Here is a 25,000-nt window from a genome sequence, read left to right on the forward strand (position 1 = left end):
CCCCTGTTCCACCCCCGGCCCCGATCACCGAACATCACATAACCAGCGTCCGTCACCGCCAGCGTGTCTTCCAGCTTGATGAAGCCCCGTGTCGGGTGAAGCATGGTCGTCTCCACCGACAGCACCATGTTCTTCTCCAGCGGTTTGGCCGCATAGGTGCCTTCATAGGTCACCGGATGGTTGGTCATCAGGAACGGCGCCTCGTGCGTGATCAGGCCCATGCCATGGGCGAAGAAATCCGTGTAGGGCGCGACCTTCGAAGCCTTCAGCACGCCCTCGGCATGCGAAATCATGTCGCCGCCCAGCGTGCCCGCTTTGACTTTTGAGAAGGCCGCCTGCTGCACCGTCTCGACCTCGGCCAGCAGATCTTCGAGCTCGGCATCCGGTTCGCCGAGAATGCCCATCCGGCAGAGGTCCCCTATATAGCCGTGATAATTGCCGCCGGAATCGATTGACAGCACCTCGCCTTTTTCCCACGCCTGCGGTGAAGCGGCGCGGTTGTGGCTGGCACCCAGCGTCAGCAGGCAATATTCGAAATGGATGCCGCGATTGGTTTCCTCGCGCCGCAGCTGCTCGATGATCTCGCTTTTAGTCGTGCCTTCACGCGCCCAGGCAATGGTCGCCAGCATGGAATCGGTGATCAGTTCGGAGGCCGTGCGCAGCTTCTCCAGCTCCGCATCGGTCTTGATGGCGCGCATACGCTCCAGCATGTCGGTCGCATCGATCAGCCTGGCATCCGGCAACGCCTTGCGGATCAGCGTATAGGCGTCCGATGGCAGGAAGCCAGGCTCGATGCCGATGCGCGCGCCAGCCTTGCCGATCTTCTGCAGGTGCTCGACCGCAAGGTTGGCGGCGTCGAGCGTGCCCCAGCAGGCGGCGTGCAGCGTCGGCGTCCAGAACGGATTGTTCTGGTGCTCGCCGCCCTCCATGCGGTTGCCGATATAGGCGGCATGGTCCGGCCCGCCCTTTTCGTACACGACGATCGGCAGGTACCGGCTGTGGCCGATCGCATCCATGGCGGCGAAGAAGATGAACTTGTAACCGCCCAGCAGGTATTGCGTGTTGTGCTTGGAGGTTGCGAGCAGCACATCGATGCCGGCCTCCTCCATCAGCCGGTCGACCCTTGCCTGGTCGAACGGGATATTGCCGACGGCATTCTTGCCCGGAGCAATGTTCATCTCTCTCTCCCTGAATTGCCTGGGACCGCCGGCCGTTCCGCTCGCGATCCCCTGGCCATGACTCAAATCTGCACCATTTTGCCCGTTCTGGTCCAGCCAGAAATAGGGCAAACAGCACCGTTCCATGTCATCATATCTTTGTCCGTCGCATATCCCATCAATTTGGTCCTACCAGATTGACGTGATAGAAGCGCATATTCCAAACTGGTCCAGCGGACGAAAATTTCAAAGCCAAGCGAGGATGCGCCAATTCCGTCTCTGGCGAAACCCTCGGCAAGGCTCATAATCGCCGCCGCAAGGATGCTGGCGGGCTTGCCGGCGTTCGAGGGGTATTGGCGCGCCCAACCGGGTCGCGGAGAGGACGGAGTTCGATCATGTCAGGTTTCACGATTTCCAGACGCACGATGCTTTCCGGCTCGGCAATGCTGCTGGCCTCCACCGCCATCCCGACACCGGGCTGGGCGCAGACGCCGAAGAAGGGCGGGCGGCTTGTGCTTGCCGCCGATTCCGAACCGCGCAACCTCAACCCGGCGATCGTCGCTTCCAACGGCGTCTTCTTCATCTCCAGCAAGATCGTCGAAACGCTGGCCGAAGCCTCCTACGACGGCAAGGACGGACTCGCGCCAAGGCTGGCGCTGAGCTGGGAGGGTGCCGCCGATGGGCTCTCGGTGACGTTCAAACTGCGCGACGGCGTCAAATGGCATGACGGCAAACCGTTCACCTCGGCCGACGTCGCCTTCTCGGCGCTGCAAATCTGGAAGCCGCTGCAGAACCTCGGCCGCACCGTGTTCAAGGATCTGGCCAGCGTCGAGACCCCTGACGATCTCACCGCCCTGTTCAAATTCGCCAAGCCGACGCCGTTCCAGCTGATCCGCAACGCGCTGCCGGCGCTGAGCAGCGTGGTGCCGAAGCACATCTATGAGGTTGGCAAGATCGAGGACAACCCGGCCAACAACGCGCCCATCGGCACCGGGCCGTTCAAATTCGGCGAGTACAAGGCCGGCCAATATTACCGGCTGACCAAAAACACCGACTACTGGGGCAAGGAAGAGCCCTATCTCGACGAGATCATCTATCAGGTGCTGCCGGATCGCACGTCCGCGGCGAGCGCGCTGGAGGCCGGAGAGATCCAGCTGGCGGCCTTTTCCGCCGTGCCCCTGGCCGACCTCGACCGCATCTCGAAAGTGCCGGGGCTGAAGGTGATCACCAAGGGTTACGAAGGGCTGACCTATCAGCTCGTCGTCGAGATCAACCATCGCCGCAAGGAACTGGCCGATGTCAAAGTGCGCCAGGCGATCGCGCATGCCATCGACAAGGATTTCGTCGTCAAGACGGTGTTCCTCGGCTATGCCGCGACAGCCACCGGCCCGGTGCCGAAGAACGATCCACAATTCTACACCGCCGATGTGCCGACCTATGCCTTCGACGTCGCCAAGGCCAACGCGCTGCTCGACGAAGCCGGCTACAAGAAAGGCCTGGACGGCAAGCGCTTCACGCTGAAACTGCTGCCTGCGCCCTATTTCAACGAGACAAAACAGTTCGGCGACTATCTGCGCCAGGCGCTCGCCGCCATCGGCATCGACGCTGAGCTGGTCAACAACGACTCGGCCGCGCACATCAAGGCGGTCTACACCGACCACGCCTTCGATCTCGCGGTCGGTCCGCCGGTGTTCCGCGGCGATCCGGCGATCTCGACCACCATCCTGGTGCAGAGCGGCATTCCCGACGGCGTGCCGTTCTCCAACCAGGGCGGCTACAAGAACGATGCGCTCGATGCGCTCATCGCCAAGGCATCGGAGACGCTCGACGCATCAGCCCGCACCGACCTCTACAAGGAGTTCCAGAAGGAGGTCGCAGCCGACCTGCCGCTGATCAACGTCGCCGAATGGAGTTTCATCAGCGTCGCGCGCGACACCGTCGGCAACATCGCCAACAACCCGCGCTGGGCGGTGTCGAACTGGGCGGACACGTATCTGGAATCGTGACAGAATTGCGCGGATGAGAATTCGCGAAATCATCGTAGGCGTTGAGTTCTACGAGGTCCCCCTCTGTCCTACCGGACATCTCCCCCTCAAGGGGGGAGATTGGCCGCTTGTCTGTCCCGCGAATTCTTCAACGTTGGAGATTGGCGAAGCCAAAAGAGACAGCCGATCTCCCCCCTTGAGGGGGAGATGTCCGGCAGGACAGAGGGGGGTGCCTAGGCGCAATCCTGACCAGCGTATCGCTGCGACGCCCCAATGACTCGCGCGCTCACTCTCATCCGCCGTCGCCTCGTCGGCAGCATCTTCGTGCTGCTGATCGTCGTCATCGGCACGTTCCTTTTACTCGAGGCCGCCCCTGGCGATGCGGTCGATGCCTATATCGTCTCGACCGGCGGCGACGCCGGCATGATCGAGCTGTTGCGCCATCGCTGGGGTCTCGACCAGTCGGAGCTGACGCGGCTGGCCAACTATCTCTGGGCGCTGTTGCATCTCGACCTCGGGCAGTCGGTGACCTTCTCCAGGCCGATCCGCGACGTGATCCTCGAACGCCTGCCCAACACGCTGCTGTTGATGGTCAGCGCCACCGCGCTCTCCTTCGGGCTCGGCTCGGCACTCGGCATCTATGCCGGCGCGCGGCCCGGGAGTTTGCGCGACCGCTTCCTGTCGATCGGCTCGCTGGCGCTCTATGCCGTGCCGGGTTTCTGGCTCGGACTGGTGCTGATCGTCGTCTTTGCCGTCGACCTGCGCTGGCTGCCGATCGGCGGCATCGAGACCCTGGCTTCCGACAAGACCGGCCTTGACCGCGCAGCCGACATCGCCGTCCATCTTATCCTGCCTGTTTCGGCCCTCGGCTTCATCTACCTGGCGCTCTATCTGCGCATGATGCGCGCCGGCATGGCCGAGGTCTGGCGGCAGGATTTTGTGCTGGCCGCCCGCGCCAGAGGGCTTTCGCGCCGCCGCATCGTGCTCGCCCACATTGCCCGCAACGCGCTGCTGCCCCTGGTCACCATGCTCGGCCTGCAGTCGGCGCAGATGCTCGGCGGCAGCGTCGTCATCGAGAGCGTCTTTTCCGTGCCCGGCCTCGGCCGGCTGGCGCAGGAGGCAGTCGCCTCCCGCGATACGCCGCTTCTGCTCGGCATTATTCTCACCAGCGCCGTCCTGGTCATTGTCATCAACCTTGCCGTCGACATCGCCTATGCCTTCCTCGACCCGCGCGTCGGCGCCAGCGAGGCCGGCGCATGAGTGCCCTCCGCCGCTTTCTGCGCACGCCCGAGGCGGTCGCCGGCGCCATCCTCCTGGCGGCGCTGATCGCCATGGCGCTGTCGGCGTCGCTGCTGTTCCCCGGCGATCCGCAAGCGATTGCCGGGCCGGCGCTGCTGCCGCCGTTCCAGGACTGGTCGCTCCCGCTTGGCACCGATCGGCTTGGCCGCGACGTGCTGGCCGAGCTTTTTCATGGCGCCCGCACATCGCTGGCTGTCGGGATCGCCGCCGCGGCCGCCGCACTTGTCGTCGGGGCAGTGGTCGGCACATTGGCCGGCTTTGCCGGCGGCCTCGTCGACGAGGTGCTGATGCGCATCACCGACGCCTTCCAGACCGTGCCGAGTTTCCTGCTGGCACTGGCCTTCGTCAGCGTCGTCGGACCGTCGCTCGGCATCGTCGTGATCGCCATCGCGCTTGGCACCTGGACCGGACCAGCCCGTGTCGCCCGCGCGGAAGTCCTCTCCATTCGCGAACGCGATTATGTCGCCGGCGCCAGGGTCATCGGCATGCACCCGCTGGCGATCGCCTTTCGCGAGGTGCTGCCCAATGCCTTGCCGCCGGTGCTGGCGATGTCGTCGGTGATCGTCGCCGCGGCGATCCTCACCGAGGCGGCCTTGTCGTTCCTCGGCCTGGGAGATCCCAACCGGGTCACCTGGGGCGGCATGATCGCCGAAGGCCGCACTGTTTTGCGCACCGCGCCCTTCCTGTCGATCGTCCCGGGCATAGCACTGGTGCTGACCGTGCTCGGCGTCTATCTCGCCGGTGAAGGCATCGTCGAGACGACGGCGGTCAGGAGAGGCCTGTCGTGACCGCGCTGGCTTCGATCCGCGACCTGACGGCGACCTACCGCCGCGACGGCAACGAGGCGACGGCGCTGAAGAGTGTCAGCCTCGACATAAAGGCTGGCGAGCGCTTGGCCATCATCGGCGAAAGCGGTTCGGGCAAGAGCACGCTGGCGCTGGCGATTGCAGGGCTGTTGCCGGCAAGCACCAAGACTGAAGGAAAGATCGATTGGTTCCTACCGTCGACGTTGGGCGCCAAGGCACCCCCCTCTGTCCTGCCGGACATGTCCGGCAGGACAGAGGGGGGCCTCGTAGAGCATAGACCGCAAAAGCTCTTCACCAGATCAAGTCACCCTCCCCGCGGCGGCCGCGATATTGGCTTCGTCTTCCAGGACCCATCCGCCAGCCTCGACCCCGTAATGCCAATCGGCAAACAAATCGCCGAAGTCGCCCGCACCCATCTCGGCCTCACCTGGCCGCAGGCATACACGCAAGCAAAAACCCTGCTCGAACGCGTCCGGCTGCCCGATCCTGACTCGGCCTTGCGCGCCTTCCCGCACCAGCTTTCCGGCGGCCAGAAGCAGCGTGTGGCGATCGCCGCCGCCATTGCGGCCGGTCCGAGATTGCTGATCGCCGACGAAGCGACCAGCGCGCTCGATACCATCGTGCAGGCCGAGATCGTCGCCTTGATCCGACGCCTGGTGACCGAGGACGGCATGACGCTGCTGTTCATCAGCCATGACATCGCGCTGGCGGCCGAGCTTGCCGGGCGCATCGCCGTTTTCCGCCATGGGCAGTTGGTCGAGCTTGGCATGACGGCGCAGATTGTCGGCGCCCCGGCCCAGCCCTATACGCGCGCATTGCTCGATGCCGATATCGGCCTCGACACCAAGCCGCTGCTGAACCGAGCCGGGCTCCACGCATGAGCCTGCTGGCGGTGTCCAACCTCACCAAGCGCTACCGTCGCGGCGACAACACCATCGCTGCAGTCGACGATGTCTCCTTTCACATCGAGCCGGGTGAAACGCTGGCGTTGGCCGGACCCTCCGGCAGCGGCAAATCGACGATCGCGCGGGTGGTGCTGCGATTGATCGAGCCGGACGACGGACGCATCGAGTTCGAAGGCGACGATTTCCTGGCCCTGCGCAGCGCAGCACTGCGTGCCCGCCGCGCGCGCCTGCAAATGGTGTTCCAGGACCCGCTTGCCGCCTTCAACCCGCGCGCCACGGTGGCGCGTGTGCTCGACGATCCCTTGCGCATCCATGGCATCGCTTCCCGCAGCGAGCGCCCGCGCCGCATCGCCGCCTTGCTGGAGCGCGTCGGGCTGACGGCGGACCTCGCCCCGCGTGCCATCCACGAAATTTCAGGCGGTCAGCGGCAGCGCGTCGCCATTGCCCGCGCCATCGCCACGAAGCCGTCGCTGATCGTGCTCGATGAAGCGGTGTCGGCGCTCGACGTTTCCGTGCGCGGGGAGATCCTCGAGCTTTTGCTCGACCTGCAGCGCCAGGAAAAGATCGCCTATCTCTTCATTTCACATGATCTCGGCGTCATCCGGTCGATCGCCCACCGCGTTATCCTTCTCGACGCCGGCCGGGTTGCCGAGAACGGCGATGCCCGAACCGTCATCGACGCACCGCAATCGGCCATCGGCAAGGCGCTGGTGGCGGCAGCACCGAGATTGAACCGGACCCTGATGCGGCTGGCGTCGGCCGGCCTCGATTGAGACCCGGCCGCCACCATCCGTTCGCTCAATAGCCGACGGTGAAGCGCTGCCTGATATGGGCCGGCTTCTCGATCTCGTCGACCATGACGATCGCGTAGTCCTCGAAGGAAATGCTGCTGCCCTCGTCGGAGGCGAGAAGCGTGTCCTTGCCGAGGCGGAATTTGCCGGTGCGCTCGCCAGGCACGAACATGGCGGATGGCGACAGGAACGTCCAATCGAGGTCGTCGACCGTCTTCAATCTGTCCAGGAAGTCGGCGCCCTTCTGCGCTTCTGCCTTGTAGATCGCCGGGAAGTTGGGGCTATCGACCAGCCGCTTGCCGGGCGCGACTTCGAGACTGCCGGCGCCGCCGACGACGAGATAGCGCTTCACGCCGGAGGCGCGCACCGCCTCGATCAGTGCATCGGTATCGCTATCCAGGAAATGCACAGAGCTGATCACAGCGTCATGGCCGCGGATCAGGTCCGCGAGACCTTCTGTGTCGAAGACATCGCCCTTCCTGGCCGTAACGCCCGGAAGCGCGACAATCTTTTCCGGGTTGCGCGCGATGCCCGTGACGGTATGGCCGCCATCGGAGAGTTCCCTGAGAAGGCGCGAACCGACAGCGCCCGATGCACCAATGAGAGCGACTTTTGCCATGTCTGTTTCCTTATGCTTGGGGTCTGGAGGATGGGGTCACGCCGCCGCGATGTGGGCGACGAGATTGTCGAAGCTGCCGAACAGCGCGTTCGAACCGATGAGCCGGGGCGCATCGTTGCGGATGACCGCGAGCGAAGGCACGCCATCGGCATGCAGGCGCTGGAACAGCGCACGGCCACGGCCAACCTGATCGCGGTGAGCCGCCAGCAATGTTTCGGTCGGCGCCTTGAGCATTTCGGCGGCGTCCGCCATGCCGTCGGCGGCGAGCACCTCGGCCACACCGCCGATCGTCACGACATCGCGTCCTTCTACATAGCGCGCATGCTGGATCGTCTTCAGCGCCGCAAACCGGCGGCTAGGGTCCTCCAGGCCAGCGGCAGTGATGCCGAGTGTGGCGGCATGTGAGTCGAGCAGGGTGCCACGGACATTGAGGACATTGTGCCGGTAGGCCGGCGTGAACGATTGTCCGGTCAGGCGCTCGATGCGCTGGTCGTTCGCCCAGGCGTGCGCCGCAAAACCTTCATCCATCGGACGCGCGCCGGCGCCGGAAAACAGGCCGGTCGGCAGCAGCTCGACGCGCACGCCGGCGGCCGACAACCGGCCGAGCATCCTGGTGGCACCATAGCACCAGCCGCAGAGCGGATCGAAAAGATAGGTCACTTCTGAATTGTTCATAATCGCTGCTACCCATGATCCGGCTGCCGGCTTGATCGAATGCCGTTGGCTGATATGTGGCAGGTGGGGGTCTTGCGATAAATGGCACCCAATAATACAAACTGTATGATCTGATCATACAAATGGCAGCCAGCTTGGCCGAACTTCTGAACCTCAATCGGCTCGCCTACTTCACCACGGTGATGGAAACCGGCTCGTTCACGGCCGCAGCCAACCGGCTTGGCGTCGCCAAGGCCGTGGTCAGCCATCAGATCGGCAAGCTCGAAGAGGAACTGGGCGCAACGCTGCTGCAGCGCACGACCCGGCGTGTCACGCCGACCGAAGAGGGGCGCCTCTTCTATGACCGCGCGATGATCATCCTGCGGGAAGCGGAGGCCGCCTATGGCGAAATCTCGCGCGGGACCGTCGAACCGAGCGGAACGCTGAGGCTGACGGCGCCGCTCGACTACGGCACCAAGATCGTGGCTCCGGTCATGGCGGCCTATCTCAGAACCTATCCGCAGATGCGCGTCGAGGCGATCTTCGACGACGCCGTCAGCAATCTGGTGGACGAGCAGATCGATCTCGGCATCCGCGTCGGCTGGCTCACCGATTCCTCGAACCAGGCGCGGCGGCTGGGGACGATCCGGCAAATCGTGGTGGCGAGCCCTGGCTTCGCGGCGAGCCTGCCGCCGGACCTGACGCCGCGCCAGGCAAGATCGCTGGCCTGGGTCGGCAACACCCAGTTGCGCGGCATCGGCCAATGGCTGTTTTCCAGGGATGGCGAAACGGTGCTGACCGAGCTCAATCCGGTCCTCATGTGCGACAAGAGCCCCGCCGCCCTTGCTTGCGTGCTCGTCGGCATCGGGCTGGGCGTCTTTCCGGACTACAGCGTCAGCGACGATATCGCCGAGGGGCGGCTGGTGCCGGTATTTGCCGACTGGAGCCTGCCGTCAGGCGGCATCCACGCAGTCTTTCCGCCGGCCCGGTTCCGGCCCGCCAAGGTTCGCACCTTCGTCGATCTGCTCGCGGCGGCCGAGAAGCGGCGATCGCGCGGCGTTGCCACGGCTTGAAGCCGATGGCGGTCAGCGGGCCTCTTGCAGGATCATCTCGGCTGCCTTCTCCGCGATCATGACGACCGGCGAGTTGGTGTTGCCCGAGACGATTGTCGGCATGATCGAGGCATCGACCACGCGCAGCCCGGCAAGCCCGTGAACACGCAGGCCGTCCTCGACCACCGCCATCGTATCCGAACCCATCTTGCAGGTGCCGACGGGGTGGAAGATCGTCGTGCCGATATCGCCGGCCTTGCGGATGAGCTCTTCATCGCTGTCATACTGCGTGCCGGGCAGCATCTCTTCCGGCGCAAAGCGCGCCACCGCCCGAGCCTTCATCAAACTGCGGACATGGCGCAACGACGCGACGGCCACGCTGCGGTCTCCCTCGGTGGAAAGATAGTTCGGCCGGATCTTCGCCGCCTCCCGCGCGTCGGCTGAACCCATGTGCACGCTGCCCCGGCTTTCCGGACGCAGATTGCAGACCGAGACGGTGACCGCGGGAAAGCGATGCAGCGGCTCGCCCAGACGGTCGGTGCTCAGCGGCTGCACATGATATTCCAGATCGGGCGTTGCAAGGCGCGGATCGCTCCTGGCGAAGATGCCGAGCTGGCTTGGCGCCATCGACAGCGGCCCGCTGCGCTTGAGCGCGTATTCCAGCCCCATCGACGCACGGCTGACCAGATTGTGGTAACGCTGGTTGAGCGTGGCAGTGTTGGCGACCTTGAAGACGGTGCGGATCTGCAGATGGTCCTGCAGGTTTTCTCCGACGCCCGGCAGCGCATGACGAACATCCACGCCGATGCCCGAGAGCAGGTCGGGGCGACCCACCCCCGACAGTTCGAGCAGCTTGGGCGAGTTGATGGCGCCGGCCGCAAGGATCGTCTGTCCAGCGCGGACCTGATGCAGGCGGCCGCCTTGGCGGAAAACCAGTCCGGTGACGCGCCGGCCGTCGAATTCGAGCCGTTCGGTTTCCGCGCCGAGCACTACGCGCAGGTTCTTGCGCCCCGCTATACCGCGCAAAAACGCCTTCGATGTGTTCCAGCGGACGCCCTTCCTCTGGTTGACCTCGAAATAGCCCGAGCCTTCATTGGTGCCGGTGTTGAAGTCTTCGGTGCGCGGAATGCCGAGTTCCTCGGCCGCGTCCCGGAAGGCGTCGAGGATCGGCCATGAAAGCCGCTGCCGTTCGACCCGCCACTCGCCGCCGCTGCCGTGCATGGCGCTCTTGCCACCATGGAAGTCTTCCGACTTGAGGAAGTAAGGCAGGACATCGTCCCAGCCCCAGCCGGCATTGCCGGCCTGGCGCCAGCCATCATAGTCGGCAGCCTGGCCGCGCATGTAGATCATGCCGTTGATCGATGAACAGCCGCCGAGCACCTTGCCGCGCGGATAGTTGAGGCTGCGTCCGTTGAGACCGGCTTCCGGCTCGGTCTTCATCATCCAGTCGGTACGCGGGTTGCCCATGCAGAAGAGATAGCCGATCGGGATATCGACCCAGTGATAGCGGTCGCTGCCGCCGGCCTCGAGCAGCAGCACCTTGTTGCGCGGATCGGCCGAGAGCCGGTTGGCGAGCACGCAGCCGGCGGAGCCGGCACCGACGATGACGTAGTCGTAACTGCCGAACGGAGACGGTGAAGCTTCGGTCACGTGCGCGCCTGCTGTCCGGCGATGCGCTCCCACATCGGGGTCATCGCCTGGTTGATCTCGCCATAGAGTCGATACCGCCGTGCGTATGCGTGAGCAACCGTCTCGTTGGGTACAAAATGTCGGGCGGCCGCTGTCATGGCGGTTGCACCGGCACTGTAGTCCGCGAAAATGCCGACGCCGGTGCCCGCCGCGATCGCCGCTCCCAGCGCGCCGGTTTCGCGGCTGCGCGCCACGGTGACGGGCACGCCGAGCACATCGGCGAAAATCTGCGGCCAGATGCTGCTGCGCGAGCCGCCGCCGGACAGCACCACCTGGTCGAAATCGGCGCCCGCTTTGTGCAAGGTCTCGACATGGCGCTTGTGCTCGAAGGCGACACCCTCGAACAGCGCACGCAGCAGATGGGCTCGGCTGTGCCAGCCGGCGATGCCGTAGAAGCCGGCGCGCGCATGGCCATTCTGCTGCGAGCCATAAAGGAAGGGATGATAGATCGGGATGTCGCTGTTGGGATCGACGGACGCCACCAGTTCGCTGCACAATTCGAATGGCGACTTGCCGGCTTCGCCGCCATGTTCGAGGAATTCGCGAACGATCCATTCGAGATTGGCGGCCGAGGTGGCACTGGATTCGATCGCCAGATAGCGCTGGCGATCGAAAGTCGACAGCATGAAGATCGAAGGGTCGCGGATCGGCTTGTCGGTGATGACCTGGTTGATGCTCCAGGTTCCGGCGATGACCGAGGCGGCACCGGTTCTGGTCACGCCCGAACCGACCGCGCTGGCGACGACATCGAACAGCCCGGCGACGACCGGCGTGCCGGCGCGCAATCCCGTCAGGGCCGCCATCTCCGCGCTGACATGGCCGGCAATGTCGGCCGATTCCAGCACTGGCGGCAGCAGGTCCATGCAATCGCCGAGCCCATAGGCGGCAAGCAGGTCCGGCTCGTAGCGGCGGTCCTGCATCTGCAGCAGGCCGCAGCCCGACATATCTGAAGTATCGCTGCTGCGCGCACCTGTCAGGCGGTTGACGACGAAATCCTTGCACAAGAACACAGTTCCGATGCTGGCAAACAAAGCCGGCGAAAAGCGCTTGAGCCAGGCAAGCAGGGTCGGCGTCTGCGCCGCCCACGGCCGCTGCAGGCAGTGTGCGTAGGTGCGGTCGCCGACATTCTGTTCTGCCCACTCGGCAACGATGTCGACGGCGCGTGTGTCGAGCGACTGGATGCCGATCAATGGCGCGCCCGCACGATCGAGCGCGTAGAGCCCGTTGCCATGGCCGGCGCAGCCGATGGCGACGATCTCGCCGGCGTCGATACCGGCTTCAGCGATGCATTGACCAATGACCGAGACCGCATTGCGCCAGAGTTCGTCGAGGTCGCGTTCGACATGTCCGGGCTTTGGCATGGACGAGCGGCCGTCACGGGCGGCGAATGCCAGTTCGCGGCCCGACAGGTCGAAGAGGATGGCCTTGATGACGGTGTTGCCGGCATCGAGACCGAGGATATAGCTTGCCATTGGCGCCTCCCGAGGCCGCAGCCTATGCCTGGTTGTACAGATCCCAGGCTGCGCCGCCATCGGCATCGTCGTGAATGATTGCCATCAGCCCGCGCACGACAGCGCTCGGGTTGGCATGCTGGTAGATGTTGCGGCCATAGACCATGCCAAGCGCACCCTGTGCCATCAAGGCGGCCGACTTGTCGAACACGGCACGCAGATCCTCCTTGCCGCCGCCGCGCACCAGCACCGGGCAGCGCGCCGCCTCGACGACGCGGTGGAAGTCGTTGGGATCGGTGGTCGGGTCGGCCTTGACGATATCGGCACCCATCTCGCGGGCAAGCCGGGTCAAGGTGACGATCTTATCGGCGTCGCCGTCGACCATGTAGCCGCCATGCTCGGTGACCGGCAGCATGGCCAGCGGCTCGATCATCAGCGGCAGGCCGTATTTCTCGCAATCGGCGCGCACGCGGGCGATGTTCTGCACGCATTGCCGGAACAGGTCCGGCTCGTCGGGTAGCATGAACAGATTGACCACGACGCAAGCCGCATCCATCTCGATGGCGCCAAGCAAGGGCTCGGCTTCGTTCTGCAGCACCGCCCACATCGCCCGGTGGCGTATCCTGTTATAGGGATTGCCCATGTCGATGCGCATCACCAGCGCCGGCTTGTCCTTGCCAGGCACGGCCTGCAGCAGGTCGGCCTGGCCGTAGTTCATCTGGATGGCGTCGGGGCCGGCCTTGACCAGCTGGTTGACCACGCTGGCCATGTCTTCCAGCCCGGCAAGGAAACTCGGCTCGTTGCAGACGCCATGATCGATGGCGACGTCGAGGCAGCGGCCGCCGCCGAACAGCCGGTTCATACGGACTTTCTTGTTTACGCGCATAGGGCGCTCCTTTGATGTGTCTGGAGGTCGATGCCGTGCCGGTCGGCCAGCAACGCGAGGAAGGTCGAGCGCTCGGTGGCAGCCTCGCTGGCGCTCCAGTCCTTGTGCGCCGCCAGCATGTCGAGAACGGCGTTGACGAGGTCGAAGCTGAGACCGCCTGAAATGGCGATGGTGGTGCGGCGCAAGAACAGGTCGGCAAGGCACTCGACCTGCTCGCGCTCGATGATGCGCCCCATCTCGCTTGCCGAATAGTCCGACTGCGGCAGCATCTGTTCGCCCGCCGGGTGCGAAACGAAATCCCTGGCCGACGTGCCATAGCGCTGCAGAAGCGTTTGCGCGCGCTCGACCGTCAGGCCATGCTCGGCGGCGAATGACGCGCACCAGGCGTCCGGGTCGGCCGGAAAATCACGGCCGCCACCGATGGCCATGTCCTGCGTGCCCTGGCTGCGCGCGAGGCCGAGCCGCTTCAGTGCCATGTCGGCGGCCAGCGCTCCAAACGAACGGAAGGTGGTCCACTTGCCTCCGACCATGCACAGTGTCGCCGGCAGGTGCCCGCTCGCTTCTACGAACTCGCAAAAATGATCGCGCGGTATGCGGCTGGTAAAACTGTCCTCGCTGGCGGGCAAGGGTCGCACGCCGGCGAAGCGGAACACGATCTGGTTTTCAGCTACTTTGATCGAGGGGAATACAAAGGCGAGCGACTGCAGGATGTAGCGCTGCTCGTCCTCCTCGCAACGCACCTTGTCCGGATCGTCGACCCGGATGTCGGTCGAGCCGATCAGCACCTTGCCGAGATAGGGAAACAGGATGCAGATGCGCCCGTCCTCGTTCTCGTAATAGACCATATGGCCGCCGAGCGCGTCGAACAGTTCTGCATTGTCGACGATGAGATGCGAGCCCTTGGTGCCGCCCATCATCGTCTGCGCCGCCGCCCCGATGGCCTTGTTGGTCAGGTCGATCCAGCCACCAGTAGCGTTGATGACCAATTGCGCCCGTACCGGCAGTTGTTCGCCCGTCAGCGTGTCGGTAATGGCGAGGCTATCACCTGTCGACGATACCTGAGCGTAGTTCAAGGCGCGGGCGTTCGTCGCGCTCGCCGTGGCGTCCAGCAGCATCTCCAGGCCGAGGCGTTCGGGCCGGCTCACCCAGGCGTCGTAATAGGTCGCCGAATTGCGGATCGCCGGATTGATCGCCGGCCATTTTCTCAAGGTTTCGGCGCGGCCCCTGAACCTGTGCGTCGGCATCAAACGCCGTGCGGCGGTGAACAGGTCGTACATGGCAAGGCCGGTCTTGATGACCAGCGCACCACGCCGGCTCGGCCGCCGCGTCAGACCCAGGAAACGCACCGCACCGTTGGCAAGGCCGGAGAAAATGTCGAAGATCGGCACCGTCGTCGGCAACGGGGCCACATAGTGCGGGGCATTCCTCAGCAGCCGGTCACGTTCGAGCAGCGATTCGCGCACCAGTTTGAATTCGCCGTTTTCGAGATAACGCAGGCCGCCATGCACCATGCGTGAAAGGGCGGCGCTGGCGCCGCTGCAATAGTCGCCCTTTTCCGCCAGCACGACATCGACGCCTTGCAGCGCCAGTTCGCGAAAGACGCTGATGCCGTTGATGCCGCCACCGATGACGAGCACGGCGATATCAGGCCGGTCGCGCAGACCGGCTAACGTATGGCTACGGTTCATCGGGGCTGTTGCCTTTTTTTCTCAGGCATCCATCGCGGTGAGATGCGCGGCTGCCGCGGCGTCGATTGCCGCAAGCTCGCTTGCCGCAAGCGTGATCTCCCCGGCCCGTGCATTGTCGAGCGCCTGTTCGGGATTGCGCGCGCCGCACAGGGCGAAGGTGATGCCCGGCTGGGCGAGCGTCCAGGCGATGACGATCTGCGCCGTCGACGCCTGGTGGCTCTCGGCGATAGGGGCGATGGCCTCTTTCAGCTTTGCCACCTTCTGCCGGTTGGCCGTGGAAAAGCGCGGGTTGTCCTTGCGCTGGTCGTCGCCGCCGAATGTGCGGCCGGGGTCGACCGTGCCGGTGAGCAGCCCCAGCGCCAGCGACGAATAGCTGAGCGTGGCGATGTCATGGCGGCGAGTGATCGGCAGCAGGCTGCTCTCGATGTCGCGGTCGATCATCGAATAGCGCTCCTGGATCGCATCGAGCTGGCCGGCATCGATATAATGGCCGAGATCCTCGGCGCTGATATTGCTGGCGCCGATGGCGCGGATCTTGCCGGCTGCCTTGAGCTTTTCCAATACCGCCATCGTCTCGGCGATCGGCGTCGTCGGGTCCTGCCAATGGGTGATGTAGAGGTCGATATGATCGGTGCCGAGACGCCGCAGGCTCTGCTCGACCTCATAGGCGATGCCGTCGGCGCCGAGATAGCGATGCACTGGCTTGTCGTCCTGGTCGAAGAAATGCCCGCCCTTGCCCGAATGCCAGTTCAGCCCGCATTTGGTCGCGATCACCACCTTGTCGCGCTTGCCCTTGATGGCGGTGCCGACGATCGCCTCGCTGCGGCCAAGACCGTAGGCCGGCGCTGTGTCGATCAGGCTGAGGCCGGCATCGATCGAGGCTTCGATCGCCCGCACCGACTCCTTTTCGTCGGTGCCGCCCCACATCCATCCGCCAATCGCCCAGGTGCCCAGGCCCACGGCCGACGCCGATATGCCGGACTTGCCGATCTGCCGCTGGATCTGTCGAGAATTCATGCTGCCTCCTGTTCGGCCAGCTCGAGGATCTGGAGCCCCGTGGCCTCGTCCGTGACGATGGTGTCGAGATGATTTCCGCGCATTGCGGCGAGGATCGGCGCGACCTTGCTGGCGCCACTTGCAATGCCGATCGAGCGCGGGATGGTCGCGAACTCGTCAAGCGTCAGCGAGACCAGCGAACGGTTGAGCGAGTAATTGCAAAGCTTGCCCCGGCGATCGATGAGATGGCCGAGCAGCTCGCCTGTTGCCCCGGACTTCTCGATCGCCTGGCGATCGGCATTCGAGGACGGATGCAGGTCGTAGTAACTGGAATCGTCGGTCAGGATGGATCCGACACCCACCACCGCGACATCGGCCTCGCGCGCCTTGCGAAACACGTCTGCGACGGAGCTGATGCCCATCAGCATCTCGCGCTGCTGCGCGGTATCGGCAAACAACGGCGCATGGATCTGATAGGCGCGGCCGCCGAGCTTGTCGGCCATCAGCGAGGCGACATGGTTGACATCGGTGTAGTGCTTGCCCTGGACCAGCCCGGTGGCGGGAATGATTTCGACGTCGTAGCGGCGCCCCGGCTTGAGACCGGCGACCAGCGCGCTGACGCCCTTGCCGCCGGTGATCGAAATGGTGTCGCCGTCCTTGATGGTGTCGAGCAGCAGCCCAGCCGCCGCCTCGCCGACCCGCTGCAGGGCGGTGTGCGGATTTTCGGAGACCGACGGCACCACCATCGCCCGCTCGATGCCGCCCAGCGCCACCAGCCGCGCTTCCAGGTCGACCAGATGATCGATCGGCGACTTGATCTTGATCTCGACGAGACCGAGCTGGTGACCGCGCTTGATCAGCCGGTTGACGGTCGCGTGCGAGATGCCGAGTTCCCCGGCGATCTCGGCCTGGGTCTTGCCTTCGACATAATGCAGGACAAGCGCCTGGTGCATCTGACGAACAGCGGCGATGTCGTCGCGGGTGTTGGGAGGGGCCATGGTCTTGCTTCGCCGCCTTTGAGGTTCAGGACTTCTTGCGGTGCAGGAAGTGATCGATCGACACCGCTGCCAGCAGGATGCATCCCTTGATCATGTCCTGCCAATAGACCGAGACATCGAGCAGGATAAGCGAGCTCGTCACCACCGACAGCAGAGCCATGCCGAGGATCGCCCCGAAGATGGTGCCCGAGCCGCCATTCAGCGAGGCGCCGCCGATGACGGCCGCGGCGATGATGTTGAGCTCCATGCCGGCGCCGAAGGTCGGCGTCGCCGCGCCGAAGCGCGCCATGTAGATGACGCCGGCCACTCCGGCGAGGGTCGAGCACAGCACCGTGACCCAGAACTTCACCTGATTGGTCCTGATGCCGGAGAACTGCGCGGCCTTCTCGTTGGAGCCGGTGTAGAAAACCTTGCGGAAGGCCGTGGCGCGACGCAGCAGGAAGTCGAAGATCGCCACCACGACGATGAAGATCAGGATGACATAGGGGATGTTGTTGAAACTGCCCTGGCCGATGGCCTTGAAGGCCGGCGGCAAGGTGAACAGCGACAGCGGCGTGCCCTTGGTGACCACCAGGCACATGCCGCGCACGATGACCATGGCGGCCAGCGACGTGATGAAATGATTGAGCCCTATCACGGTCACGAAGAAGCCCATGGCCGCGCCGATCAGCGCGCTGACGCCGATGCCGATCAGGCTTGCCGTCCAGGGATCGAGCCCGGCGAGGAACAGCGCACCCGAGACCACCATCGAGAAACACACGACGGAGCCGACGGAAAGGTCGATGCCGCCAACGATGAGCAGGACGGTCATGCCGACGACGACGATGCCTTCGATGGAGAAGCTCATCAGCATGGCGCGGAAATTGCCCCATGTCAGGAAGTGCGGCGAGGCGAAGCTCATGGCGATGCACAGCGCCAGGATGATGACGATCAGCCCGGCCTCGCGCATCGAGGCGAGGTGAGCGAAGTTGATGCGCCGCCCGGCGGACTTGATCTCGGCGTGCACGAGCGCTTCTCCTGATTCCCTAGGCGACATTCTGGGCCTGCCTTTGAATTGAACTGTCCTGGACGCCCGAGGCGAGCATGATGATGGCTTCTTCACCGAGCTCGCTGGCGGCGAGTTCGCCGGCGATCCTGCCTTCGCGCACCACAAGAACGCGGTCGCACAAGCCAATCAGCTCCGGCAGTTCGGACGAGATGATGATGACGCCGACACCGCTGCCGGCTAGCTGGCGCAGCAGCCGGTGAATCTCGACCTTGGCGCCGACATCGATCCCGCGCGTCGGCTCGTCCATGATGATGACCTTGGGACTGACGGACAGCTGCTTGGCGATGGCAACCTTCTGCTGGTTGCCACCGCTCAGCGTCGACACAGTGGCCTCGATGCCGGCCATGCGCACGCCGAGCCTGCCGGTCAGCTCCCGCGCCTGACGATCCTCGGCCTTGCGGTCGAGCAGGCCGAGGCGCCCGGTGAGCCGGCCGAGGTCGAGCGCCGATATGTTCGCCGCGATCGGCAGATCGAGGAACACGCCGGAGCCTTTGCGATCCTCAGAGAGATAGACCAGCCCCGCCTTGACCGCATCGCCATAACTGCGCAGCCGCAGCTGCTTTCCGTCGAGCGCGACGGTTCCAGAGGTCATTGGCCTGAGGCCGCAGACCGTCTGTGCGATCTCGCTGCGGCCGGCGCCGATCAGGCCGCCTATGCCCAGAATTTCGCCGTCGCGAAGCTGCAGATCGACGTCGGCGAAGCGGCGCCCATCGGAAAGCCCCTTGACCGACAGGAGCAGACGCCCCGGCTCTTGCGACGCCAGCTTGTCGGGATAGAGCTGGGTGATTTCGCGGCCGACCATCTTGCGCACGACATCGTCGGGTGAAACGGCGGCTATCGCATCGGTCGCCACGTAGCGGCCGTCGCGGAAGACGGTGACGCGGTCGCAGAGCGAGAATATCTCGGCCATGCGGTGGCTGATATAGACCACCGAAATGCCACGTTCCCTAAGCCCGCGCACGATCGAGAACAGGCGTTGCGCTTCGCTTTCGGTAAGTGCGGCGGTCGGCTCGTCGAGCATCAGCACCTTGCAGTCGAGCGTCAGCGCCTTGGCGATCTCGACGAGCTGCTGGTTGGAAATGGAGAGGTCGGCGACCCTGGTGCGAACCGGAATGGGCGCGAGCAGATCCATGACCTTCTGGGCGTCAGCGTAGAGCTTCTGGAAATTCATCAGCGGTGCGCGCCGGCTGTTGATCGCGGCCATGTAGATGTTTTCGGCAACCGTGGCGTCCTGACACAGCGCGATCTCCTGGTGGACAAGCGCAATGCCGAGACGTTGGGCGGCCGCGGGCGAGTGGATCGAAATGCGCTCACCATCGATCAGGATGTCGCCCTCGTCGGGCTGCAATACACCGGCGATCATGTTCATCAGCGTCGACTTGCCGGCGCCGTTCTCGCCGCACAGCGCATGGATTTCGCCGCGCCGCAGCTCGAACCGCACGTCGCTCAGTGCCTTGACCGGGCCGAACGCCTTGGACAGGCCGCGGATTTCAAGAATGGGCGCCTGGGTCACGCCATGCTCCTGCGATGCTTGCGGGGGAGGAAGGAGGCCGAAGCCTCCTTCCCGGTTGGTCCGGCCTTGTGGAGGCCGGGGCGGCGATCGAGACTATTCCTCGATGCCCTTGGTGCCGCGACGCTTGAGGTACTTGTCCCAGTAGAAGTCGTCCGCATTGTCCTTGGAGACGATGGAGAAGCCATTGTCGACGAAGGGCACGCTCATCGGGTTGAAACCCGAACGCTTGGCGTCGTTCATCGGATCGATCAGGCCGGGATGCTTGGCCATCCACAACAGCATGAAGCCCATATAGCCCTGCATGCCCTGGTTGGGATTGACCGAGCCGAAGATCTCGCCGGCCTTGATCATGTCGAGGATCTTGGCGTTGACGTCGGCGAGCATGACGCGGATCTTGCCGCCGCCTTCCTTGGCGGCCTGGGCAGCACCGATAGCCGAGTTGGCCTCCGGCATGAACACGGCGCCGAGGTCCGGATGCGCCTGCGCTAGGCTCAGAACCGCCTGATAGGCCTTGGTCGGATCCTGGTTCGAAGCGGCGCGGCCGACGAGCTTCATGTCGGGCCATTTGGCTTCCATGCGGGCAACGAAGGCGTTGACGCGCTTGTCGTGGTTGTCCTGACCGGGATTCTCCAGCACCGCATATTCGCCCTTGCCGTCCATCGCCTTGGCAACGGCGTCGGCGGCATAGGTGCCTTCGGCATTGTTGTCGGAGGTGATGTAGGAGACGCGCTTGGAATTCGGCGAGTCGGCGGCGAAGGTCACCACCGCGGTGCCCTGCTCGATGGCGCGGTTGATCGGCTCGATGAACGGATCGGAGTTCATCGGGTGTACCAGTATGCCGGCCGGCTTCTGCGCCAGTGCCTGGTCGAAGGTGGCGATCTGCTTGTTGACGTCGTATTCCGGCGTACCCGTATAGGCGGTCTCGCAGCCGAACTGCTGGCCGGCCTGCTTGAACATTTCATAGACCGGGAACCAGTATTCGACGCCCGAGACCATCACGTTCATGACGTATTTTTCACCCGGCTCGCATTTGAACGGGTTAGGGGTTTCGGCGCGTACCTGCATCGACCCAAAGCAGGTCGATGCAGCCGCCGCGATTGCGAGCGTGCTCAGAAATTTGCGCAAGTTTCCTCCCTTGGCCGAAGCCATCCTCAATGACCGTTGCAGGCACTCAGTGAGCGCTGCCGTATGGATTTGATGATGCCGACCTTCCTCCGAAAGCCGACGATCGGGACATTACAGCCCGGGCGCGCATTGTCAATATAATTCACATAATGAAATATATTTCATACCCTACTTCAAGGGGATTCCTACGCTCCGGTCGACGAGGCTGGTCGCGGCCGCCAAGATGCCGTACGGGCTGGGCAAGGCCTTACCGGCCTTTGGCCGCGAAACCGGAGAGGGTGGTGGAGTATCCGCACGGGGGCTCGCATGGTACCCTCCCGCCGGCCGCGTCTTTATCGCCTGAAGCCCTCGATCCTGTCTTTGATAGATCTGTTCCGGACGCAGCGTGACGCTCTCCATATGTCCGCTTGTCCCGCAGCTTCGGCTTCGCTTTCGGGGGCCTGAGCCTGGGCAGATCGATGGCCACCCCAGCCGCATATCAAAACGGCGCGCGGGCATTTGTGGCTGGCGGGCTGTTTTTGAAGTTTGGTTTTGGGGAGAGGATTTGTTTTCTGTCTGGCGGCTTGGCTTGGCTGGTTGCGGGCGCCTGATGACAGGCCGGCAGCACGGCACAAAACAAAAGAGCCCGCACGGTGGCGGGCTTTTTTGAATTTGGTTGCGGGGACAGGATTTGAACCTGTGACCTTCAGGTTATGAGCCTGACGAGCTACCGGGCTGCTCCACCCCGCGTCAATTTTTGTGTAAGCCGAGGCCTACAGATAGGTATATGGCTGACCAAATGAAAGGGCCGCTTACGCGGCCCGTGATCCCTTGGCGGGCCATTTCATAAAGAGAAGATTTCTCTCCATCCGATTTGGATGTGAGATCAACGTGCGTTTGGCAGACCTGGCAGCGACCTACTCTCCCGCGTCTTGAGACGAAGTACCATCAGCGCTGGAGCGTTTCACGGCCGAGTTCGGAATGGGATCGGGTGCAGCCGCTCCGCCATAACCACCAGGTCGGCAAAACGCACGTTGTTCGAGAAGCTTTTGAGCGAAGGCGCACAAAGAGACATCGGCAGCGGAGCTGTCGGGTGCCTCTCGGGGCTGTTCGCTGGTCTTTGTGTGCCTTTACGGTTCTTGGTCTGGCGCTTTCGAAGCGAAGCTTCGCAAGGTCGACCGACCGTCGGCGCTGATGCGCCGCACCCACGTAGCGCCGCCCGCAGGGCGGAACAAGCGTGAGTGAGAACAGACCATCTGACTTTGTCAGATGGGCATAAGGAATGAGAACGATCAAGCCGATCGAACTATTAGTACCGGTAAGCTTCAAGCGTTGCCGCTCTTCCACACCCGGCCTATCAACGTGGTCGTCTTCCACGGTTCTCAGGGAATACTCGTTTTAAGGTGGGTTTCCCGCTTAGATGCCTTCAGCGGTTATCCCGTCCGGATATAGCTACCCTGCTATGCGGCTGGCGCCACAACAGGTCCACCAGAGATCCGTCCATCCCGGTCCTCTCGTACTAGGGACAGATCCTTTCAATATTCCTACACCCACGGCAGATAGGGACCGAACTGTCTCACGACGTTCTGAACCCAACTCACGTACCGCTTTAAATGGCGAACAGCCATACCCTTGGGACCTGCTCCAGCCCCAGGATGCGATGAGTCGACATCGAGGTGCCAAACAACCCCGTCGATATGGACTCTTGGGGGTCATCAGCCTGTTATCCCCGGCGTACCTTTTATCCGTTGAGCGATGGCCCTTCCACGCGGGACCACCGGATCACTATGACCGACTTTCGTCTCTGCTCGACTTGTCAGTCTCGCAGTCAGGCAGGCTTATGCCATTGCACTCAGCGAACGATTTCCGACCGTTCTGAGCCCACCATCGCGCGCCTCCGTTACTCTTTAGGAGGCGACCGCCCCAGTCAAACTACCCACCATACATTGTCCCGGACCCGGATAACGGGCCGCGGTTAGACATCCATAGTAATAAGGGTGGTATTTCAAGGGTGGCTCCACCTGAGCTGGCGCCCAGGCTTCAAAGCCTACCACCTATCCTACACATGCCACTACGAATGCCAATGTAAAGCTATAGTAAAGGTGCACGGGGTCTTTCCGTCTAACCGCAGGAACCCCGCATCTTCACGGGGAATTCAATTTCACTGAGTCTATGCTGGAGACAGCGGGGAAGTCGTTACGCCATTCGTGCAGGTCGGAACTTACCCGACAAGGAATTTCGCTACCTTAGGACCGTTATAGTTACGGCCGCCGTTTACTGGGGCTTCGATTCAGAGCTTGCACCCCTCCTCTTAACCTTCCAGCACCGGGCAGGCGTCAGACCCTATACGTCGTCTTGCGACTTCGCAGAGCCCTGTGTTTTTGATAAACAGTCGCTACCCCCTGGTCTGTGCCACCCTCCTCTACTTGCGTAGAAAAGGGTCACGCTTCTTCCGAAGTTACGCGTGCAATTTGCCGAGTTCCTTCAGCATAGTTCTCTCAAGCGCCTTGGTATACTCTACCAGACCACCAGTGTCGGTTTCGGGTACGGTTTATAAGGAGGAGCTATTTCCTGGAACCACGCAGCAGCCCGTTCAATCCGATAAGATTGGACTACCTCAATGATCCGTCACTACCTCCAAGCCCACGAATATTAACGTGGTTCCCATCGACTACGCGTTTCCGCCTCGTCTTAGGGGCCGGCTAACCCTGCTCAGATTAGCTTTAAGCAGGAACCCTTGGTCTTTCGGCGGGGGAGTCTCTCACTCCCCTTACGTTACTCATGTCAGCATTCGCACTTCTGATACCTCCACCACCCCTCACGGGTATGGCTTCATCAGCTTACAGAACGCTCCGCTACCGCTTGGCCCTTGCGGACCAAACCCTAAGCTTCGGTGTATGGCTTTAGCCCCGTTACATTTTCGGCGCAAAGACCCTTATTTAGACCAGTGAGCTGTTACGCTTTCTTTAAATGATGGCTGCTTCTAAGCCAACATCCTGGTTGTTTTGGGATCCTCACATCCTTTCCCACTTAGCCATAACTTGGGGACCTTAGCTGTAGGTCAGGGTTGTTTCCCTTTTCACGACGGACGTTAGCACCCGCCGTGTGTCTGCCGACTAGTACTCCCAGGTATTCGGAGTTTGGTTAGGTTTGGTAATCCGGTGAGGACCCCTAGCCCATCCAGTGCTCTACCCCCTGGGGTATTCGGTCGACGCTCTACCTAAATAGATTTCGCGGAGAACCAGCTATTTCCGAGTTTGATTGGCCTTTCACCCCTAGCCACAAGTCATCCCGAACTATTGCAACAGTTATGGGTTCGGTCCTCCAGTAAGTGTTACCTTACCTTCAACCTGCTCATGGCTAGATCACTCGGTTTCGGGTCTAATGCGACGAACTGAACGCCCTGTTCAGACTCGCTTTCGCTGCGCCTACACCTAGCGGTTTAAGCTTGCTCGTCACACTAAGTCGCTGACCCATTATACAAAAGGTACGTGGTCACCCAGGACGAACCTTGGGCTTCCACTGTTTGTAGGCAATCGGTTTCAGGTACTCTTTCACTCCCCTTGTCGGGGTGCTTTTCACCTTTCCCTCACGGTACTAGTTCGCTATCGGTCATGCACGAGTACTTAGGCTTGGAGGGTGGTCCCCCCAATTTCAGACAGGATTTCACGTGTCCCGCCTTACTCGAGGACGATTGATTGCATTACGCGTACGGGGCTGTCACCCACTATGGCCCTACTTTCCAGAAGGTTCCGCTTGTCTCTCAATCGCCACTGGCCTGGTCCGGGTTCGCTCGCCACTACTTCCGGAGTCTCGGTTGATGTCCTTTCCTACGGGTACTTAGATGTTTCAGTTCCCCGCGTTCGCCACTTTACCCCTATGTATTCAGGGTAAGTTACCTATTATCGATACTTGGAAACCACAGCAGCAATCCGGCCTTGCGACCTTCTGGCTGCTCTGATTTTCCAAGTACCTTAGGTGGGTTTCCCCATTCGGAAATCTACGGATCAAAGGGTATTCGCACCTCCCCGTAGCTTATCGCAGCGTATCACGTCCTTCATCGCCTGTGCATGCCAAGGCATCCACCAATTGCCCTTAAGACACTTGATCGTTCTCATTGCCAATGCCCACCCGCGCAATCCCGAACGGATTGTCGCTTCAGCCTTCCCCTTACGGAGTTGGCATCCACGCAATTCCAAAGGAATTGTCGCCTGAAGCAGATCCTGTGCGGGATCAAACTTCGATGTCATTGGCACAAAAAGACCAGCTTCTCGAGATCGGTTCGAGGGTGCGGTTAGGCAAGCCCATCATATGCGGGAGATTGAGCGTCTCCCGCGACAAATCACGGCATTACTGCCA

19 protein-coding genes, 1 tRNA gene and 2 rRNA genes are annotated in these 25,000 nt (G+C 62.7%); 6 read left to right on the top strand and 16 right to left on the bottom strand.

Features of this window, described 5'->3' with window-relative positions; genetic code table 11:
- Both LB559_RS14835 and LB559_RS14840 read right to left on the bottom strand, forming a co-directional pair.
- A partial coding sequence (locus LB559_RS14835; RefSeq protein ID WP_224674390.1) for a M24 family metallopeptidase occupies window positions 1–1,178 on the bottom strand: 1,178 nt, incomplete at its 3' end.
- Window positions 1,179–1,240: 62 nt separating this feature from the next.
- The gene (locus LB559_RS14840) at window positions 1,241–1,462 is read right to left on the bottom strand and encodes a hypothetical protein (RefSeq protein WP_224674391.1); all 222 of its coding nucleotides are present in this window, start codon (window positions 1,460–1,462) and stop codon (window positions 1,241–1,243) included.
- Between the two features lie 90 nt (window positions 1,463–1,552).
- On the opposite strand from LB559_RS14840, the gene LB559_RS14845 reads away from it, so the two are divergent.
- From LB559_RS14845 to LB559_RS14865, 5 genes are all read left to right on the top strand, one after another.
- A complete protein-coding gene (locus tag LB559_RS14845; RefSeq protein ID WP_224674392.1) occupies window positions 1,553–3,163 on the top strand; it encodes an ABC transporter substrate-binding protein in 1,611 nt (536 codons plus the stop codon).
- 252 nt (window positions 3,164–3,415) lie between these two features.
- The gene (locus tag LB559_RS14850; protein ID WP_224674393.1) at window positions 3,416–4,402 is read left to right on the top strand and encodes an ABC transporter permease; all 987 of its coding nucleotides are present in this window, start codon (window positions 3,416–3,418) and stop codon (window positions 4,400–4,402) included.
- Window positions 4,399–5,229, top strand: coding sequence for an ABC transporter permease (locus LB559_RS14855; protein ID WP_224674394.1), 831 nt, complete (start codon window positions 4,399–4,401; stop codon window positions 5,227–5,229). The genes LB559_RS14850 and LB559_RS14855 overlap by 4 nt, the downstream gene beginning before the upstream one ends.
- Window positions 5,226–6,128, top strand: a complete 903-nt coding sequence (locus LB559_RS14860; protein WP_224674395.1) for an ABC transporter ATP-binding protein — start codon at window positions 5,226–5,228, stop codon at window positions 6,126–6,128. The genes LB559_RS14855 and LB559_RS14860 overlap by 4 nt, the downstream gene beginning before the upstream one ends.
- Complete coding sequence (locus LB559_RS14865; protein ID WP_013529483.1) at window positions 6,125–6,925, top strand: ABC transporter ATP-binding protein; 801 nt, start codon at window positions 6,125–6,127, stop codon at window positions 6,923–6,925. Before LB559_RS14860 ends, LB559_RS14865 begins: the two co-directional genes overlap by 4 nt.
- 25 nt (window positions 6,926–6,950) lie before the next feature.
- Here the strand turns inward: LB559_RS14865 and LB559_RS14870 are convergent, their stop codons facing one another.
- Entirely contained in the window at window positions 6,951–7,562 is a 612-nt protein-coding gene (locus LB559_RS14870; protein WP_024504443.1) for an NAD(P)-dependent oxidoreductase, read from the bottom strand.
- Between the two features lie 36 nt (window positions 7,563–7,598).
- Window positions 7,599–8,237, bottom strand: a complete 639-nt coding sequence (locus LB559_RS14875; RefSeq protein ID WP_024504444.1) for a DsbA family protein — start codon at window positions 8,235–8,237, stop codon at window positions 7,599–7,601.
- 134 nt (window positions 8,238–8,371) lie between these two features.
- Between LB559_RS14875 and LB559_RS14880 the strand changes: the two genes are divergently transcribed.
- Window positions 8,372–9,289, top strand: a complete 918-nt coding sequence (locus LB559_RS14880; RefSeq protein WP_224674564.1) for a LysR family transcriptional regulator — start codon at window positions 8,372–8,374, stop codon at window positions 9,287–9,289.
- 12 nt (window positions 9,290–9,301) lie between these two features.
- Here the strand turns inward: LB559_RS14880 and LB559_RS14885 are convergent, their stop codons facing one another.
- The 12 genes from LB559_RS14885 to LB559_RS14940 form a co-directional block, all read right to left on the bottom strand.
- Window positions 9,302–10,918 carry a GMC family oxidoreductase gene (locus LB559_RS14885; protein ID WP_224674396.1) on the bottom strand — a complete coding sequence of 539 codons (1,617 nt, stop codon included), beginning with the start codon at window positions 10,916–10,918 and terminating at the stop codon, window positions 9,302–9,304.
- Window positions 10,915–12,429: an FGGY-family carbohydrate kinase gene (locus tag LB559_RS14890; RefSeq protein ID WP_224674397.1), complete on the bottom strand. Its 1,515-nt coding sequence runs from the start codon at window positions 12,427–12,429 to the stop codon at window positions 10,915–10,917. The genes LB559_RS14885 and LB559_RS14890 overlap by 4 nt, the downstream gene beginning before the upstream one ends.
- Window positions 12,430–12,451: 22 nt before the next feature.
- The gene (locus tag LB559_RS14895; protein WP_024504448.1) at window positions 12,452–13,270 is read right to left on the bottom strand and encodes a class I fructose-bisphosphate aldolase; all 819 of its coding nucleotides are present in this window, start codon (window positions 13,268–13,270) and stop codon (window positions 12,452–12,454) included.
- 14 nt (window positions 13,271–13,284) lie between these two features.
- Window positions 13,285–14,982 (bottom strand): glycerol-3-phosphate dehydrogenase/oxidase, encoded by a 1,698-nt coding sequence (locus LB559_RS14900; protein WP_224674398.1) that lies wholly within the window; start codon window positions 14,980–14,982, stop codon window positions 13,285–13,287.
- A gap of 21 nt (window positions 14,983–15,003) precedes the next feature.
- Window positions 15,004–15,999 (bottom strand): aldo/keto reductase, encoded by a 996-nt coding sequence (locus tag LB559_RS14905; protein ID WP_224674399.1) that lies wholly within the window; start codon window positions 15,997–15,999, stop codon window positions 15,004–15,006.
- Window positions 15,996–16,976 carry a sugar-binding transcriptional regulator gene (locus LB559_RS14910; protein WP_224674400.1) on the bottom strand — a complete coding sequence of 327 codons (981 nt, stop codon included), beginning with the start codon at window positions 16,974–16,976 and terminating at the stop codon, window positions 15,996–15,998. Before LB559_RS14910 ends, LB559_RS14905 begins: the two co-directional genes overlap by 4 nt.
- 25 nt (window positions 16,977–17,001) lie before the next feature.
- Window positions 17,002–17,925 (bottom strand): ABC transporter permease, encoded by a 924-nt coding sequence (locus LB559_RS14915; protein WP_224674565.1) that lies wholly within the window; start codon window positions 17,923–17,925, stop codon window positions 17,002–17,004.
- Window positions 17,926–18,001: 76 nt separating this feature from the next.
- Window positions 18,002–19,537, bottom strand: coding sequence for a sugar ABC transporter ATP-binding protein (locus LB559_RS14920; RefSeq protein ID WP_224674401.1), 1,536 nt, complete (start codon window positions 19,535–19,537; stop codon window positions 18,002–18,004).
- Window positions 19,538–19,630: 93 nt separating this feature from the next.
- The gene (locus LB559_RS14925; RefSeq protein WP_013529471.1) at window positions 19,631–20,662 is read right to left on the bottom strand and encodes a substrate-binding domain-containing protein; all 1,032 of its coding nucleotides are present in this window, start codon (window positions 20,660–20,662) and stop codon (window positions 19,631–19,633) included.
- 652 nt (window positions 20,663–21,314) lie between these two features.
- Window positions 21,315–21,391: transfer RNA gene (locus LB559_RS14930), tRNA-Met, on the bottom strand.
- Window positions 21,392–21,545: 154 nt separating this feature from the next.
- Window positions 21,546–21,660 (bottom strand): 5S ribosomal RNA (gene rrf / locus LB559_RS14935).
- A gap of 269 nt (window positions 21,661–21,929) precedes the next feature.
- Window positions 21,930–24,751, bottom strand: a 23S ribosomal RNA gene (locus LB559_RS14940).
- Between the last annotated feature and the right edge of the window lie 249 nt (window positions 24,752–25,000).

Source organism: Mesorhizobium sp. BR1-1-3, from assembly GCF_020165455.1.
Classification (GTDB): Bacteria; Pseudomonadota; Alphaproteobacteria; order Rhizobiales; family Rhizobiaceae; genus Mesorhizobium; species Mesorhizobium ciceri.